15 protein-coding genes are annotated in these 16,714 nt (G+C 37.1%); 3 read left to right on the top strand and 12 right to left on the bottom strand.

The window, feature by feature from the left end; all coding sequences use genetic code 11:
- Positions 1–3: 3 nt before the first annotated feature.
- Together QNI15_RS08605 and QNI15_RS08600 are read left to right on the top strand one after the other, a co-directional pair.
- Complete coding sequence (locus tag QNI15_RS08605; RefSeq protein WP_314031395.1) at positions 4–4,503, top strand: PAS domain S-box protein; 4,500 nt, start codon at positions 4–6, stop codon at positions 4,501–4,503.
- Between the two features lie 50 nt (positions 4,504–4,553).
- Positions 4,554–6,428, top strand: a complete 1,875-nt coding sequence (locus tag QNI15_RS08600; RefSeq protein ID WP_313996729.1) for a PAS domain S-box protein — start codon at positions 4,554–4,556, stop codon at positions 6,426–6,428.
- Between the two features lie 30 nt (positions 6,429–6,458).
- Here QNI15_RS08600 and QNI15_RS08595 read toward each other — a convergent pair whose 3' ends face one another.
- The 12 genes from QNI15_RS08595 to QNI15_RS08540 all read right to left on the bottom strand — a co-directional run bounded on the left by QNI15_RS08595 (position 6,459) and on the right by QNI15_RS08540 (position 15,163).
- Positions 6,459–7,304 (bottom strand): DUF6089 family protein, encoded by an 846-nt coding sequence (locus tag QNI15_RS08595; RefSeq protein WP_314031394.1) that lies wholly within the window; start codon positions 7,302–7,304, stop codon positions 6,459–6,461.
- Between the two features lie 320 nt (positions 7,305–7,624).
- Entirely contained in the window at positions 7,625–8,614 is a 990-nt protein-coding gene (locus tag QNI15_RS08590; protein ID WP_313996725.1) for a GSCFA domain-containing protein, read from the bottom strand.
- Positions 8,615–8,716: 102 nt separating this feature from the next.
- Positions 8,717–9,160, bottom strand: a complete 444-nt coding sequence (gene rplI / locus QNI15_RS08585) for a 50S ribosomal protein L9 (protein WP_313996744.1) — start codon at positions 9,158–9,160, stop codon at positions 8,717–8,719.
- Positions 9,161–9,255: 95 nt separating this feature from the next.
- Positions 9,256–9,507 carry a 30S ribosomal protein S18 gene (gene rpsR, locus QNI15_RS08580; protein ID WP_313975968.1) on the bottom strand — a complete coding sequence of 84 codons (252 nt, stop codon included), beginning with the start codon at positions 9,505–9,507 and terminating at the stop codon, positions 9,256–9,258.
- Between the two features lie 3 nt (positions 9,508–9,510).
- Positions 9,511–9,894 carry a 30S ribosomal protein S6 gene (gene rpsF / locus QNI15_RS08575; protein WP_313975970.1) on the bottom strand — a complete coding sequence of 128 codons (384 nt, stop codon included), beginning with the start codon at positions 9,892–9,894 and terminating at the stop codon, positions 9,511–9,513.
- A 198-nt stretch (positions 9,895–10,092) separates the two neighbouring features.
- Entirely contained in the window at positions 10,093–11,013 is a 921-nt protein-coding gene (locus tag QNI15_RS08570; protein WP_313975971.1) for a hypothetical protein, read from the bottom strand.
- A gap of 357 nt (positions 11,014–11,370) precedes the next feature.
- On the bottom strand, positions 11,371–12,159 hold the full coding sequence (gene surE, locus QNI15_RS08565) for a 5'/3'-nucleotidase SurE (RefSeq protein ID WP_313996723.1): 789 nt from the start codon (positions 12,157–12,159) through the stop codon (positions 11,371–11,373).
- Positions 12,160–12,214: 55 nt separating this feature from the next.
- Positions 12,215–12,853 carry a hypothetical protein gene (locus QNI15_RS08560; protein WP_314031393.1) on the bottom strand — a complete coding sequence of 213 codons (639 nt, stop codon included), beginning with the start codon at positions 12,851–12,853 and terminating at the stop codon, positions 12,215–12,217.
- Positions 12,854–12,963: 110 nt separating this feature from the next.
- The gene (locus QNI15_RS08555) at positions 12,964–13,185 is read right to left on the bottom strand and encodes a hypothetical protein (RefSeq protein ID WP_313975975.1); all 222 of its coding nucleotides are present in this window, start codon (positions 13,183–13,185) and stop codon (positions 12,964–12,966) included.
- A 148-nt stretch (positions 13,186–13,333) separates the two neighbouring features.
- Entirely contained in the window at positions 13,334–13,750 is a 417-nt protein-coding gene (locus QNI15_RS08550; protein ID WP_314031392.1) for a hypothetical protein, read from the bottom strand.
- A gap of 18 nt (positions 13,751–13,768) precedes the next feature.
- A complete protein-coding gene (locus QNI15_RS08545; RefSeq protein ID WP_449358502.1) occupies positions 13,769–14,533 on the bottom strand; it encodes a tetratricopeptide repeat protein in 765 nt (254 codons plus the stop codon).
- Positions 14,534–14,542: 9 nt separating this feature from the next.
- The gene (locus QNI15_RS08540; RefSeq protein ID WP_314031390.1) at positions 14,543–15,163 is read right to left on the bottom strand and encodes an N-(5'-phosphoribosyl)anthranilate isomerase; all 621 of its coding nucleotides are present in this window, start codon (positions 15,161–15,163) and stop codon (positions 14,543–14,545) included.
- Between the two features lie 304 nt (positions 15,164–15,467).
- Here QNI15_RS08540 and mnmA point away from each other — a divergent pair, with 304 nt between their 5' ends.
- Positions 15,468–16,613: a tRNA 2-thiouridine(34) synthase MnmA gene (gene mnmA, locus QNI15_RS08535; protein WP_314031389.1), complete on the top strand. Its 1,146-nt coding sequence runs from the start codon at positions 15,468–15,470 to the stop codon at positions 16,611–16,613.
- Positions 16,614–16,714 lie beyond the last annotated feature (101 nt).

Below are 16,714 nucleotides of genomic sequence, written 5' to 3'. Positions count from 1 at the left end.
TACATGAAAATAATGGATCGATCTAAATTGCCGGGATATGAAGATTTATCGAAGTGGCTTGAAAAGATGTATGTATTTCTTTCTGGTTTACAAAACATTGATAAGAGTGTAAATGGTTTGGAGCGGATAAATCTGGTTTTGTCTCTTATCAAAGAGTCAGCAACCGCCGATTCTTTAGTACTTGTAAAGGCAGCAGATAGTCTGACTGCCCAGATTATCTTAGCTCAACCACCAATAGAGAAGACCTACAGTTTTAGATCACAAATTTATAAATCCTTGTTGGGTAGCAATGAATCAGAACCTTTACTAGTCGAAGATCCTACTCTCTTAAAAAGTCTGGAAAGTATAACAGGTGCAGACATACAATTTATTGTGTTAATTCCTGTTCACAGATCTAATTTTGATGGGGTGGTTATGCTTACATGGAAGAGTATGGTTCATGTAGATGATTTTTTTCGGTTATTCCTGAATTGTTGTCAGGTTCATTTGTGTGAAATACTGGAAGCGTTCTATCAAAAACGTAGCTTTGAAGGGCAATTAACACAGTTTTATGAATTAACCAGACACATGTCTCAAGGATGTCTGTTTATAAATGATAATTCACCTACTACTTATGTGAATGAGGCTGCATCCAAATGGTTAGATATCGCTCCCGGTGAACATCCTGCTGAACAGGTTTCTAATTGTATGTACAAACTTCGGATGAAAGCTGTTAACCAGGATGAGATTTTAGGACAGGCTGTAAAAGTTTTTTCACAATCTGTTATAAAAGATTGGTTTTGGAAATATGATAGCCCGGTTTCCCTAGTCCTGAAAGTTTCCTGTATTCCAATGAATGGAGATTTGCTGAATGGTAAACTTTGGTTATTTGATGACTTGACTCCTGAGATCCAGTTACAAGAGCAATTACACATACTGAATCAAAGTCTGACAATCTCCAACGAAAAGCTTGCCGTACAGAATCGGTTTGTAGAACTCATTAATATAACCATTCCACATAAAGTAGCCGTAATTGATGTAAGAACACTTGTTACTATTTATTCAAACAGACCGGTTGATGTACCAGTAACAGCTGATATATTACCTCCTGATGACTATGCTCAATATACTCAGTATTTCTACGATTTTGTAACAGCAAAAGATCATGAAGTTCGTATTCTTCATTATAGGATCATACAGGAAGATAATCAGTATGCTTTTATGAGAATGAATGGAGTAGTTTTTCAGCGGAGACAGGATAGCATTCCGGAACAGGTATTGGTGATTGTTGAAGATATCACCCAGTTGAAAAAGACTGAATTAGAATTAATGGAAACAGTTGCTTCATTAAAACAGCATCAGAAAGAGCTGAGTGTACTTAATGAAGAGATGTTAACCACAAATGAAAAGCTTCATACATCACATATACATTTGTTGGAACAAAAAACATTTGTAGAACAGATTATTTCCACTACTCCCAGTACTATCTATATTCTCGATCTGGCCTCCCGACAGACTATTTACATGAGCAGAGAAGATATGGCAGAGTTTATGGTTGAATTGTATCCAGATCCTAAACGATCTGATTTTGTCATTCATCCGGATGATTTTCATGAATACCTGAAATTTTTTGAGGAATGTCAGCATGCACTGGATAATGAGATTTGCAAAACGGAAGTACGTATCAAATATCATAAGGGTACATATCATTATTTGTTGATTAGACAGACTGTTTTCCGTCGCAGTGTAGACGGTATGCCAGATCAGTTTATCGGAACTACACAGGATATTACTTATCTGAAAGACACAGAAAATACGTTGCAGGATGCTATTTATGCCTTGGAAGCAAAACATAGTGAGATGGAGACACTCAATGAAGAATTAATAGCTGCCAATGAAGAATTAACATCTACAAACGAAGAACTGCTGATACTCACAGAACAGATGAAATCCGCGACATTAGAGATTCAACGTCTGGCTGCTGAAAAGTTAGAGCTCAGTGAGCAGAAATATATGGATCTTACAGAGAACATGCGTGAGATATTTGTTGTGTTTGATCAGGAATTGCGTTACGTCTATGTAAACAAAGCCGCTGAACTGAATGCAGGTCTGGATCGGAAGTATATACTTGGTAAAAAATCACATGAGCTTTTTGATGATGAAATGAGTCAGGCTATAGAGTTTCATGTACAAAAAGTTATTGATACAGGCACTTCTTCCAACTCAACTACTACCTTTCAATATAAAAGTCAATGGGTATATCTGGTAATAAATCTTTATCCTACCACTACCAAAGGTGCTTTTGCTATTATACAGAATGTGACAGAAGAGGTAATGGCCGAGTTTCGTTTTAAAGATTTGGCTGAGAGCATTACAGAACCTATTGTTATGTTGGACCAAGACTTTAGATATATCTATTGGAACAAAGCCACCGAAAGAAGTACTGGAAAACTTCTGAAGAATATTTTAGGGAAGACACCTCTCGAAGCACTTGGAGAGGAGTACTACAATCAGTACAGAGATCGGTTTGATACATATCAAAGAGTAATGAAAACCGGAATACAAGAGGTAGTTTCCACAACTGTAATACGAGACGAAAGACTTACTTATCTGGAAATTGCTGTCTATCCAACTCAACAGAAAGGTGTTTTGGCAATTACACGAAATATAACTGCCAGAATTGAAGCAGAGAAAAATTATCATGAGTTAGGTGAGAGTATAACGGATTCTATTTTATTACTGGATAAAGAACTTCGTTATCAGTATATGAATGCTATAGCTGAAGAATATGCAGGCTTCCGGTTGGCTGAGGTGAAGGGGCGAACACTGGAAGACGTATTGCAGGGACAACTAAGCTCAGACCATCTGGAAATAGCTAAAGATCGTGTGAATGTATACAAGCAGGTAATGGAAACAGGAGTCTCTACAGAGCTAGACGATGTTGAGTATTACAGAAATGAGGAAAGGCGAGTTCATATTTATGTGTATCCCTCCATAAGAGGTGGAGTATTGGTTATTTCCAGAGATGTATCCAAGTTGTACCAGGCTGAGCAAAATTATCGGGATCTGGCAGATAGTATTACTGATATATTTTTCTCTTTGGACAAAGATCTACGATATACATATTATAACCGGGCCAGCGAAAAATTTACAGGACGATCATCTGAACAAGTAATAGGTAAAAATGTATATGACATATTAACCGGATTAAAAGGCTCACCTATAGAAGAAAAGATACTCGAAGCTTTAAATACCAAAAGCCCTCAGATCTTTACCAATGAAATATGGCATCAGGGACAACATTACTACCACCGGATGTATTTCTATCCTACCCGATCAGGAGTTTCTGTTCTTGCCAGAGATATTACAGAACGCATGCAGCTTACCAAAAAACTTGAAGAGGATAAACAACAGCTTGAACTAGCCTTACGAAGTGGAGAGCTTGGTTTATGGGACTGGAATATAGAGACAGGAGATATAGATTATAATGATCAGTGGCTGGAAATACTGGGATATAAACGGGGAGAACTTGTGCAGCGAATTGAGAGCTGGATAGATCTTATTCATCCGGAGGATCTGGAATCTGTAACAGACATAATGGACAGACATTTGAAAAATAGAACCTCTCACTACCAAGCAGAACTTAGACTTCTAACTAAGTCTGGCACATGGAAGTGGATTTATGATATGGGAAAAGTAATAGTTCGTGATGAGAATGGAAAGCCTATACGGGCAACAGGTATCATTATGGATATTACCCAAAAGAAACAATATGAGTTAAAAATAGAGCAGCTAAACGAAGAACTTGAACAAAAAGTTAAAGAGCGGACAGTGCAGCTCATCGCAGCTAATAAGGAATTAGAAGCATTTTCATATTCTGTCTCTCACGATCTTCGCATTCCATTACGGAGCATTGATGGTTTTAGCAGAGCCTTACAGGAAGATTATGCTGAGAAGCTGGATAGTGAAGGTGTTGAATATTTGAATACTATTCGTAGTGCTACCCAGAAAATGGGGCAGTTGATAGAAGATCTGATGAAATTAGCCAAGGTAACTAAATCAGAAGTCAACAAAGAAACTGTTGATCTAAGTACAATTGCTTATTCAATATTGAAAGACTTACAGAAGGAGAGTCCCAGACGCAAAGTTGTCACTCACATTTCAGATGATCTGATAGTGATGGGAGATGAGAAACTCCTCGGTATTGCATTGCAGAATTTACTGAGCAATGCCTGGAAATATACAGGCAAGAGAGAAGAAACAGTTATCGAGTTGGGTAAAATAACAGAAAGTGAAACCCCTATATATTATATCAAAGATAATGGGGTTGGCTTTGATATGAAGTATGCTGATAAATTATTCCAGCCTTTTCAGCGTTTGCACTCCAAACGAGATTTTGAAGGAACAGGAGTTGGATTGGCCACTGTACAACGTATTATCGCAAAACATGGAGGACATATCTGGACTGAAGCAGTTCCTGATAAGGGAGCTACCTTCTTTTTCACATTATGGGAAATATTTTAACCATAGAGCTGAAGTAATAAAAAGGTTTTGGGTCTGAAAAAAATAGGATTATGTTGCGTCTCTTACTAATAGAAGATTCGGAGCTGGATGAGAGAATCCTGATCCGGCATTTGAATAAAGCTCTTCTTCCATTTTCATATGTGACAGTTGATACCATGCCCGCTCTTTCTTCATTGTTAGAGCAGGAAGAGTGGGATATTATCATATCCGATTATAATCTACCCGATTTTACCGGAATCAATGTAATAGAGACAGTAAAACAATCAGAGAAAGATATCCCTATTATTATCGTTTCAGGCAATATAGGGGAAGAGACCGCTGTAGAGGCGATGCATGCCGGTGCAGATGATTATCTGATGAAAGACAACCTGACACGATTAGCCCCTGCCATAGAGCGGGCTATCCGGGAAGCTGAAAACAGAAGACAAAAGCGGCAGGCTGATAAAGAAATAATTGATGCAAAGGCTCAGTTGGAAGCCTACTTCAATAGTAGTATTCAGGCAATCTATCTGTTAGATTCTTCATACAGCATTCAACGTCTGAATACAATGGCCCGGACGAGTACATTTCATCTGCTGGATAAAGAGCCTCAAATCGGTGACTCCATGCTCAAGTATATACCTGAAGAACTGCATACTCCATTTAAGCGAAACATCTTGCTCTGTTTACAGGGAGAGATGGTTACTGAGGAACGATTAATGAAGTTGGCCAATCAAAAAGAACGTTGGTTTCAAATACGCTATTCGCCTGTATATGATGAACAGGAAAGAATTACAAGAATTGCCGTGAGCCTTCTGGATATTACTACTCGTATTAAAGCTGAAGCAGAGGCAAAAGAGTTCCAGTCAAGACTGGAAGGGATTATCCATTCTGCTATGGATGCTATTATTACTATAGATAATCATCAGAAGATTGTAATGATCAATGAGGCAGGAGAAAAAATGTTTGGTTATAGTGCAAATACCTTATTGGATCAGGCGATTGATGTATTGATTCCAGTACGTTATCGGAGCAGACATGCTGATTTTATCTGGCAATTTGGGGAGTCTAAAAAAACAACACGTTTAATGGGGTCTGAATCAGATGTATTGTATGGTCTTAATGCCAGTGGAAAAGAATTTCCTATTGAAGCTTCTATCTCACAGGTAACTGTGGCGCAGAATAGATATTATACCGTAATTATTCGGGATATAACAATAAGAGTAGAAGCACAGGAACAGGAACGTCGTTTAAATCGGGAGTTAATCCGTCAGAACGAACAGCTACAACAGTTTGGATATATCACATCTCATAACATTCGTGGACCAGTAGCAACATTATTGGGACTGATGAACCTTTTGCAGGATGATGAAGTAAGTGAGGTTGTAAACAAAGAGATTGTGCATCATATTAAATCTACCCTTGTGAAACTGGATACTGTTATCCGGGACTTAAATACGATTCTGGAATACCATAAGCCTGTAAGCCGTATCAAAGAAGTAATAGTATTGGAGGATTTATGCCAGGATGTGTGTGGACTTATTATTCCAGTACGAAAAGATGTCGATCACTATATGGAAACATTTTTTGACGAGGTCCCTACTATCTTCTCTGTAAGAAGTTACATCCATAGTATCTTTTATAACATGATCTCCAACGCTTTTAAATTCAGATCAACAGAAAGGAGACTATGTTTGAAGATAAAGTCATATACAGACGGAAATTCTGTTTTTATTTCGTTTGAAGATAATGGCTTGGGAATTGATCTTGCCACCTATCAGGACAGTATATTTGGAATGCATAAGCGCTTCCACATAGAAATTGAAGGGAAGGGACTAGGATTGTATTTGATCAAAACTCAGGTAAATGCTTTGAATGGAGAGATTACTGTACAAAGCGAAATCAACAAAGGAACAACGTTTATTGTAAGCTTACCCAAAGTATAAAGATTGTTCCTCTACTGATTTGTGAGATGCCTATCGTTTGATGACAGGCTTACGTGTAAATTTAATGGATGTTGGACATTCTGGCTTACCATATTTGTTAAATGGCCAGATTAGATATTCGAACTTGATCATTAATGTAGCATAGCCATCTTTACGATTTGGGTTTCCGCGTTGGGCACCTGCTTCCCGAAAAGGCTGATTAACTTCAGGACCTCTATCTGCCAGTTGTGCCCTAATATTGTCGGTTATATTGGCACTTCCTACATAGGTAGTACTTACATCATCCAGATAATCTGAGAATGTAAACCGATAGGCGCCTTCCAGACTAAGTCCAACCCGACGGCTTATTTCGAATCGTACACCCATACCAAAAGGAATTACTGCTGCGGCTCCACTATAAGATACATCTTCGGTCTTAAAGCGCCTTAAGTAATAGGTAGTATTGTTCAAATTAGTATAAGGATTCACAGTGGTAAAACCTAATCCTGCCCATACATACGGATTGACAATCAGGCCCTGACCGCGCATAGGATTTTCTACATCAAATAATTCATACATCAGTCCGGCATATCCTTCAAAATTTCGGGATTGAAAAGAAAGATTCCTTTGCCAGTTTTTGCCTCCAACGTCTGTCCCTGAAAGCTGATAAAAACTGAATTCTGTTTTAAGGCTAAGGTGAGGCGCAAATTTATACAATATTCCTCCACTGAAGATAGTGTTAACCCGTTCTCCCACATCGTTTAAATCTCCTGAATAGGAAGTAATACCACCACCTATGGTGAATTTCAGGGAGCGATCTATGTTTGAGCCAAATTGCTTGTTCTGAAAATAGCCACTTTTTTTGGTTTGAGCGTTCAGACAGATAGGGCTTAGCATCCCTATGCACCAGCAAGAAAAAAGTAGTAGATATTTCATTGAAACAGAAGAATTGTACATATAGATAACGAAAAATGTATGAGTAGCGTACATAGGTCCTATACGCATAAATACCTTTTTTTATAAAATAGTAAACGTATGTAAGAAATTACTTGTAAAATGATAGTTCTTTGATCTGTTAATTTGTTGATTTTTAGTTGTATATAGTTTTTCTAGTCAGAGAGCTAATTTGAAAGAGCATACTTTTCATGTAAGCCTGAACCAAGGAATAGAAATAAAACCAGAAATAACGGCAAAAGATAGTAAAAACTTGCTTGTTTTTAAACGGTAAGTTTTTTAATCCGGTTACTTATCTCATTTAATTCTTCTGATACATCTGTTTCAGATTCCCATTTGCGTATTTTTTCTTCTGTATTGAGTAAGAATTGCCTGTAAGATTCTGACTGTTCTCTCATCGGACGATGTGATAAAGCCTGAGTGATTTTTGCCCATTCCTGTAAAAAATGAAGCATAGACTTGTCTATATACGTGTTTATAAAAAGCTGCCATATATACTCTTCTGCCACTTCGGAAGGATGGATCATATCTGCTTTATAGAAACGATAGTCTCGTAAATCATCCATCATGATTTCATAGGCTGGAAAATAGCTGATATTCGAAAATCGTTCTATCAGATGATGGCACACAACCCGTAACAGAGATTTACTGGCGCTATTGAGTATAAGTGTATCCTTGATATGGCGAACCGGGCTAACGGTCAAAATTATCTTCAGATTTGGATTGTTTACTACTAATTTGGAGAATGCATTTTCCAATGCAGACAGAATTTCTGTTTCTGACAACATTCGTTTGGTGAATATATTCTGACCTGATACCTTATGGCAGTTATTTACTACTTGCTGATCACTGATAAGTTGATAGATAATGGAAGTGCCTAAAGTAAGGATCAGAAAATCTGCTTTTTTTAAAAATGAAGACGTCTGTTGAATGGCATTTTCAAGCTTTGTTGTTAATTCCTCTTGTGTAGATGCACTCAGACGGGAGTGAAAATCATAATGGTACCAATAATCCTGTACCTGCACGAATCTGTCAGGATTTATGGTTTGTTGGTTTAATGACAATTCTAGCAACTGGGCTAGTGAGATGGGATTGAAAACCGTACCATAGGGGTTGACAAGCACCTTTAATTTATTGTGGTATAAGCGAGTTCCCATTACATCTGCAAAGCAGGAACCTATAGTTACCACATAAGATTGCAGAGAGAGGCGAAAAGGAGAGGAGAGGGGCGAAATATTGGTTCGAAACTCCATGTCGACAAGTTTTGATTATATGAATTGCCTATAAAACAAAAAGCGTTTCGATATCGAAACGCTTTTCATATAACAGTTTGTATTAAAAGACTCTATTTTATATTAGTCTCCTATTACATTAAATTTAATTTTATGTTTTACCTCTTTGTGAAGATCAAGAGTAGCTGTATAGTTACCAACTGATTTTACTTCACTATCCAAAGAGATTTTCTTTCTGTCAACTTCAAATCCTTTAGAACGTAGAGCATCAGAAATTTGTGTAGTAGTTACTTTTCCGAAGATTTTACCACTTTCACCTACTTTAGCTGCAATTTCAAGTGTGATATCACCAATATTTGCTGCTAGTTCTTCTGCATCTTTACGAAGTTTCTCAGCTTTGTGAGCAACTTGTTTCACATTTTCTGCCTGGATCTTTTTAGCTGACTCGGTAGCCACAATTGCATATCCCTTTGGAATCAGGAAATTGCGAGCATATCCGGGACGAACCTGTACCAGGTCGTTTTTATAGCCTAATCCCGCTATGTCTTCTTTTAAGATAATTTCAATCATATGAATATAAATCTTTAGTCGTTAGTTGAAAATAGTTAGTCATTAGTAGAAAAGAACAATTGACTTGTTACTAACAACTAACCGATAACATATTATTTCAGACCATCCGCTACATACGGTAACAGAGCCAGGTGTCTGGCACGTTTGATCGCTAATGTAACTTTGCGCTGATACTTCAAGCTTGTTCCTGTAATACGGCGAGGTAAAATTTTACCTTGTTCGTTAATGAACTTCAACAGGAAGTTTGCGTCTTTGTAGTCGATATATTTGATACCGTTTTTCTTAAAGCGACAATACTTTTTGCGGGTATCGGTTTTGTGCAAAGGCTCGTTTTGTAATGTCATGATTTAGTTCTCCTTTTCTGTAGTTGAAACTTCTTTTTGCTCTTTCTTTCTACCAACCAGACCTTTCCGGCGACGTTCGTTGTAGTCGATTGCATACTTATCAAGAACGGTTGTCAGGAAGCGTATGATCTTTTCATCGCGGCGGTACTCGATTTCAAGAGTACTAACTTTCAGAGGATCTGCTTTGAACTCAATCAAATAATAGAAGCCATTGCTTTTGTGCTGAATCGGATAGGCTAGTTTACGTAGTCCCCAGTTTTCTTCGTGGATAATCTCAGCTCCGATAGATTCCTGAAGCACTTTTTTGAATTTTTCGACCGCATCCTTCATCTGAACTTCAGATAAAACGGGAGTTAAAATGAATACGGTCTCATAATTTTTCGTCATGGTAAAATGAACTTTTTGTTATGAGATAAATTTTTCGAGGCGCAAAGGTAGAAATATTATTATTCCTATCCAAATAGATACAATGTATTTTACACCAGAAAGCAGCGTTTATTTAACTAAGACAGAAATAATACAAAAAAGACGATCAGTTTTGCTGATCGTCTTTCGCTGAGAGTTATATATTAGTGTTTTCTCTTATTATTTTACTACAAAAGAACCAGAACCAATCTGGAATTCATCTGCATATAATTCTACTGTATGCTTTCCAGCTTTGTAAGGACTACCTTTCGCAAATACGAAATCTACTTTCTGACGAGTTTTGTCATATAAGATATCTTTTTTAGCAGTATAGAAAGCTTCTTTTCCATCAACAGTAAAAGTTCCACCACCAGTTGCCATATCAAATACAGCTGCACCATCAGGTTCTACTAAACGCATATATACAGTATGAGTACCTGCTTCTGAAATTTTGTTTTCGGCTATATCAAACATGATTTTTATGCGATCGATTTTTTTGCTTTTGTATTCACCGCCATCACGTTCTTTACCTTTTTCATTTAGTACATTTATTACTAAGTTTTCGGCTTTCAACGCTCCACCAACACGTACTTTTTCTGCCAGGTCACGTTTCTGTGCATCTATTGTACTGATAGAGTCTGTCAAACGTACTTGTTTACCTTTCAGATCTGTATTTTCACCATATAAAGTTTCATTTTGTTTTTTGAGCACTACAAGTTCCTCATCTTTAGCTACCAGCATCTCTTCGTACTTCTTGATTTGTGCTATGTATTTTTTGCGTTCAGAAACTGTAGAGTTTTTCAGGTATACTTTATCTTTTTCCAGTTGTTCTTTTACTTTTTGAAGCGATTCTACATCTCCACCTAGTTTTTGAACTTCTGCAATACGTTTGTCATATTCCTGCTCCAGAGAATCTAGTTTGGCTAGTGTAGCATCTTTTTCTGCTTCTACTGTTTGATTGGTTTGAGTAAGCGCTTTGTTTTTATCACGCTCTTTTAAATTTAAATAGAATAAGACACCATTAAGAGCAACTAAAATAGCGATAAGAGCCGTCAGCAAAATTTTTCTGCTGTTTGATTTTTCAGGCGTTTGTTCAGTCATAAGATTTGTTAAGTGAAATTAGTTAACGAAAGAATTTTACGTAATATTATTTTTTTTGTTACAGAGTCTGTTAATCTATATCAGATTGCTTGTCTTAAGACAAAGGAATCCAAAGGGTATGAGCACTATTGTGCCTTTACTAAAATTATTACAGAGTTGTTTTTTATAGTTTGAATCTAAATACGAAATTTTTGGAAAAAAGTTTAAACAAAGATGTTAAAAATAGTAAATCAAGAATTTATCTCAGTTTTTTAATAAAAATGTTTTAACAGCCATACATCGTTCTATAATCATTTACTCGATCCCTTTGCAAATACTTGTTTGGTAGAGTATAAAAAAAACTGTAAAAATTCATGCCTACTTGGTTGAGATCTCCCATTGATTAAGATGAGGGATTGTATGATAGGCTGTCATATCAAAGCCACAGGGTACAATAGAGATATATCCATTATTGAGTGCCCACATATCTGTATCCTCACCTTTATCCAGATCAACAAATTCTCCATTCATCCAGAAGTAAGGTCTACCATGAGGGTCTGTGCGTTTTTCAAAGTTTTCTGTATATTTCGCCTGAGCTTGCCGACATATCTTAACACCTTTAATAGGTCCCTCTGTCTGGGAAGGAATATTGACATTTAATGCAACATGTGAAGGTAATCCTGACGTCAATACTTGCAGCGCAATTTGTTTGATATATTCCAGACAATGAGAGAAATGTGCTGTTAGAGAATAATCACATAGTGAAAATCCAATAGCAGGCAATCCTTCAATCGCTGCTTCTATGGCAGCAGACATTGTACCCGAGTATAATACACTAATAGAAGAGTTGCTACCATGATTGATACCACTTACTACCAGATCCGGGCGACGGTTTTTCAATACATGGTGTTTGGCAAGTTTAACACAATCTGCAGGAGTGCCAGAACATTCGTAAGCTTCTATTCCCTCTGTTTCAAATGCAATAGAACTATCCAGTCGTAACGTATTACCTATGGTGATAGCATGCCCCATGCCTGATTGAGGGCTGTTTGGAGCAACTACTACAACTTCTCCAATCTGATGCATGGTTTCTACCAAAGCTCTGATACCACGGGAGGTAATACCATCGTCATTGGATACTAATATAAGCGGCTTTCGTTTAGTCATATAAAAAAGATAGATAGAAAAATAGCGGACAAATATAAATAGATAAGTATGTTAACTATTCATACTTACTGACTTTGTCCTTATAATTTGAATAGTTGTATTGGTTGATAATTCGGATCAGGTCGTCTTTGTCATTGTAACGTAAATCTGAGTCTTCTATGAATGTTCGGATATAACCAGATTTATCTTTGAGCAGGTATTCAAAATCTTTTCTTGTGCCCCGATAGACCCGTATTTTACCATCTGCAAAACCAAAATAAAAATCGAACGATAGTTGTGCCTGGGTAAATCTGCTTCCAGCCCATGTATTCTGAACGATAACAATTTTTTCACGTCCTAGCAATGAGACGGTGCCTTCTGTCAGCATCTCAAATATGGTAGGTGAAACATATCTGTTGTTTAATGCATACGGGAATACATAAAAGTTTCTATCTCTTTTGCTTGCAGGATCATAGGCTTGTATCCATTTGATCTGGCGGGAAGTGTAGGTTTTGACTGTATTGTTTGCAAGATAAATCTGCACAAGGTTATTATCCAGTTCAAAACGGAGTGTACACTGTATCGTATCGCCTTCACTGTCCTGTAGAAGAAGTTTTCCTTTTACCCAGTCTGCGCCAAATACATTGACCTGGCCTTGTACTGATGGTATAAGTAAAACACTGAAGGCCAAAAAGAAATAAATAGTTATCCGCATGCGGGCAAAGGTAAGTAGTGCGGAAACAAAAGGCAATGGGAAGAAGAAATTGCTAAATATAGAGAAGAAAAGGCGGTGTAAGCTTTAGACTATAGACCGCCTTTTGGTCTTCAGTCATCAATACGCTGAATCAGTTGAATCATTATCTGATGCTGATCTCCATCCGGGTCCTGAAGGGTAAAAATCAGACGGGGATTATCTAGCTTGACATTATTATCTACTTTAGTGATTGTATAATCGGAAAGTTGTTTCTGTATTTCTTCCTTTAAGTTTGCGATAACATTTGCAAATTCTACCTCAAGAGTACTGGGATTATAAAAAACTGTTTTCATAATAAGAATAAGGTTAATGCTTCTTTTGCAAGTTGTATATTTTTGCGGTTTTAAAAAATACAAATAATTGCAAGAAAAACCATAGTGTAATATTCAAGACATAAACGATAAGGAGAGTTAAAATGATATGCCCGTACTATGATATTTTTTAAAGCGAAGTACCTTGTTCATATATAATTTCAAATGCCCGATCTACAGAGTTAAAACGGACGACAATTGTTTTTGCATCAGCTTTTCCTGTTGTACAAGTACTAGCTGGCTCCAGAAAGTAGAGATATGATTTCATATGACGATCTTCAAGGCGTTGAAAATCAGGCTTTCCCAATACATCAATAATTTCCATCTGATCTAAGCCCTTGAGCTTGGATTTTATCTGCTCAAAATCTTTTTTCATTGCCAATCGTTGGCCTGAACATGCTTTGTAGTCTTTTTTCCAGGCTATTGAATCAAATTCTTTGAACTGATTCTGATCAGCAGAACATGAGAAAAAAAATAATGTTAGTATGGATACATAACTAAATCGCATTAGCAGAACACAAACAGGGATTATAGGTATATGTTTCATAAAAGCAGTATTACGCTATTAATTTTTGCAGTACATTTCAATGGCTTGTTTGGCCTCTGGATAGCCTAGTTCATCTGAGCGATGTAAATGCTCGCACCCATCTTCCTTATTCTTACTAAGTAATTCTTCCAGGCCAAGTGTATAGTAGCCTTTGGCAAATCTGGGATTGACCTGAATGCTATGTTGAAAATCATCCAGAGCACCCTGCACATCCTGAATCCGTAATTTGGTCGTACCCCGATTATAGTAGTAATCATGATTTTGAGGATTTAATAAAATAGCTTTGCTGAAATCCTGCAATGCTTCCGGAAATTGATTTAGTTGAAAATAAATGACTCCCCGATTAAAATAAATATCGGCTGTATCTGGTGCCATTTGAACCGCCTTACTAAAGTCTTCCAATGCTGGCTGCCATTTTTGTTGTGCGGCCTGATTACGTCCTCTGTTATAGTAAGGCTTGTATGTATTGGAATTTAGCTTAATTGCCTGATCAAAATCCAGTTGTGCTGCCGCATATTGTTTCAGTTCCAGATTGGCGACACCCCTGGCATTTAGTGCATCTACATTTTCAGGATCTTTTTCGATAGCTTTATTTAAAAAATCCAGTGCTCCTTTAAAGTCTCCTTGCTGCATCATTTGTCTGCCTTTTTCAAGAAATGCCTCAGATGAACTAGAACAGGATATTGCAGAGATGAAACAAATGATACAAAACGTATACAAATGCAATTTTTTGAAACCGGATAGTCTAAATCCGGATTTTATAGTAAAAAGGTATGTATTCATCAATTTGAATTATTCTGTTTCTAATACTTCCAATATTTCTGCCAGATCATCAAAGTCTTTATAACCTGGACGTATTTCCTGTCCGCCTTTGAGTGCTATTCCTTTGAATGGTATAGAAGAAAGGGTTTGTAAAATACTGTTTTGCTGAATTCCAAATCCTAATATTATTGGATAATGTTCTGCAATTTGAGTTAAGTGATATCCAATTTCTGGAGTGATGCTATCTTCTTCTGATTCTATAAGAAAATAAGAGACATATGGCTTAATAGAATCATATTTGGTCTGGAAGTTTTGTAAAGATAAATCTTCAGTCCATGATATTTTACAGAGTAGAGTAAGGCCAGTTGCTTGCAAACCTTTCCAATCTGAAGAATTTCCAATCTGTAACCCGTCTATTGGATAATTTTTAACTAGTTCCTGAAGTGCATCTGGTTCAATAGATTCTACTTCCCCAATAAGTTGTACACCTGCTACCCATTCTGTTATTGATTGAAAAGTGATTGGATCAACAAATGTTTCAGCAGATGGGTCTAATGAGAATCCCAGCATATCTACTCCCATACCCGCACAGTAACGGGCATCACTCAAATTGGTAACTGCACTGATTTTAACAAATGTTTGAAGAGACATAATGGAAAATTTCTGATTTCTGTAAACCTTTCATTCAAGGTTATATAGGATCTTCGAACGGGATGCTCCTCTTCTACAGATGCTATTAACTTTGAAGATGCAAGATTACACAGCAAAGATCGGATTTCCATTTTTCTGAAAGATTTTGTGATTGGAATTTATTAACCAAAATTTGCGTTTACTGTCCATAATCAGTTTTGAGGCAATTTATACACAAGTATTGTGTTTTGATTTATACAGAAGCTACAGATAGCTGAAGATTTTTGGCCTAGCGGTATAAGACAAACGTAAAACAAATGAAATTATGAGTAAAAAAGGACGCGTATTGGTCGCCATGAGTGGTGGTATTGATAGTTCACTGGCTGCTGTATTACTGCACGAACAGGGATATGAAGTGATAGGCATGACCATGAAAACATGGGATTATGCTTCTTCAGGTGGCTCCAAAAAGGAAACAGGATGCTGTAGTCTGGAATCTATCAATGATGCTCGTGAGGTTGCTGTACAATTAGGCTTTCCACATTATATATTGGATATACGGGAAGAGTTTGGAGACTTTGTGATTGATAATTTCACAGATGAATATCTTGCTGGCCGAACCCCTAATCCATGTGTGTTATGTAATACCCATATAAAATGGGATTCATTGTTGCGCCGTGCTGATAAACTGGATTGTGAGTTTATTGCAACAGGACATTATGCGAATTTACGTTACGAAAGCGAACGATATATTATCTCTAAAGGGCTGGATGTGAATAAAGATCAGTCTTATGCTTTATGGGGAGTTTCACAACAAAGTCTAAGTCGTACTTTATTTCCTCTCGGACATTTACGGAAAACCGAAATACGACAAATGGCAACAGAACGTGGATTTATGGCTTTGGTGAATAAGTCAGAATCTTATGAGATCTGTTTTGTCCCTGATAATGACTATCGGGGATTCTTAAAGCGTAGAGTTGAAGGGTTGGAAGAGAAAGTGTCAGGTGGAGAGTTTATATTGGAAGATGGGACCGTAGTTGGTAAACATGAAGGCTATCCGTTTTATACAATTGGTCAACGTAAAGGTTTAGGCATTGCCTTAGGCTATCCGGTTTTTGTAACAGAAATACGGGCAGAGACCAATCAGGTAGTTTTGGGCCAATATGAAGAACTAGCACGCAATGGAATGTGGGTAGGAAAGCTGAATATGATGAAATACCCTGACTTGGTAGGAAAATCTACTGAGACTATCACTAAAGTCCGTTACAAAGATAATGGTTCACCCGCCACAATTGAACAAGCAGCGAATGGGCAAATGAAAGTGTTGTTTCATGCACCTGTCAATGCAATCGCTCCTGGACAGGCGGCCGTTTTTTATGAAGGAAACGATGTTATAGGTGGAGGATGGATTTTGAAAAGCTTTAAAGTTGGTACAGAGAACTCTGTATTTTCAGTTGCTGGTCAGGAATAGTTTGATTCTTCTATACTTATATAAACCTCTGTAGTTGTTACAGAGGTTTTTTTTACGTCAATTAAAAAGTTGTTTTATAAAGGCAAGTCCAAAGTTTGATA

It is taken from the genome of Xanthocytophaga flava (assembly GCF_030068545.1).
In the GTDB taxonomy this organism is placed as follows: Bacteria; Bacteroidota; Bacteroidia; order Cytophagales; family 172606-1; genus Xanthocytophaga; species Xanthocytophaga flava.
The sequence above is the reverse complement of the archived record's forward strand: the minus strand, read 5'-3'. Positions and strand labels throughout refer to the sequence as shown.

Excerpts from the sequence above, each read along its gene's own strand:
- QNI15_RS08550 (WP_314031392.1), bottom strand. The coding sequence starts at position 13,750 with ATGAAACATATACCTATAATCCCTGTTTGTGTTCTGCTAATGCGATTT.
- QNI15_RS08545 (WP_449358502.1), bottom strand. The coding sequence starts at position 14,533 with ATGAATACATACCTTTTTACTATAAAATCCGGATTTAGACTATCCGGT.
- QNI15_RS08595 (WP_314031394.1), bottom strand. The coding sequence starts at position 7,304 with ATGCTAAGCCCTATCTGTCTGAACGCTCAAACCAAAAAAAGTGGCTAT.
- mnmA (WP_314031389.1), top strand. The coding sequence starts at position 15,468 with ATGAGTAAAAAAGGACGCGTATTGGTCGCCATGAGTGGTGGTATTGAT.
- rpsR (WP_313975968.1), bottom strand. The coding sequence starts at position 9,507 with ATGACATTACAAAACGAGCCTTTGCACAAAACCGATACCCGCAAAAAG.
- rpsF (WP_313975970.1), bottom strand. The coding sequence starts at position 9,894 with ATGACGAAAAATTATGAGACCGTATTCATTTTAACTCCCGTTTTATCT.
- QNI15_RS08605 (WP_314031395.1), top strand. The coding sequence starts at position 4 with ATGAAAATAATGGATCGATCTAAATTGCCGGGATATGAAGATTTATCG.
- QNI15_RS08600 (WP_313996729.1), top strand. The coding sequence starts at position 4,554 with ATGTTGCGTCTCTTACTAATAGAAGATTCGGAGCTGGATGAGAGAATC.
- QNI15_RS08570 (WP_313975971.1), bottom strand. The coding sequence starts at position 11,013 with ATGACTGAACAAACGCCTGAAAAATCAAACAGCAGAAAAATTTTGCTG.
- QNI15_RS08560 (WP_314031393.1), bottom strand. The coding sequence starts at position 12,853 with ATGCGGATAACTATTTATTTCTTTTTGGCCTTCAGTGTTTTACTTATA.
- surE (WP_313996723.1), bottom strand. The coding sequence starts at position 12,159 with ATGACTAAACGAAAGCCGCTTATATTAGTATCCAATGACGATGGTATT.
- QNI15_RS08540 (WP_314031390.1), bottom strand. The coding sequence starts at position 15,163 with ATGTCTCTTCAAACATTTGTTAAAATCAGTGCAGTTACCAATTTGAGT.
- QNI15_RS08590 (WP_313996725.1), bottom strand. The coding sequence starts at position 8,614 with ATGGAGTTTCGAACCAATATTTCGCCCCTCTCCTCTCCTTTTCGCCTC.
- QNI15_RS08555 (WP_313975975.1), bottom strand. The coding sequence starts at position 13,185 with ATGAAAACAGTTTTTTATAATCCCAGTACTCTTGAGGTAGAATTTGCA.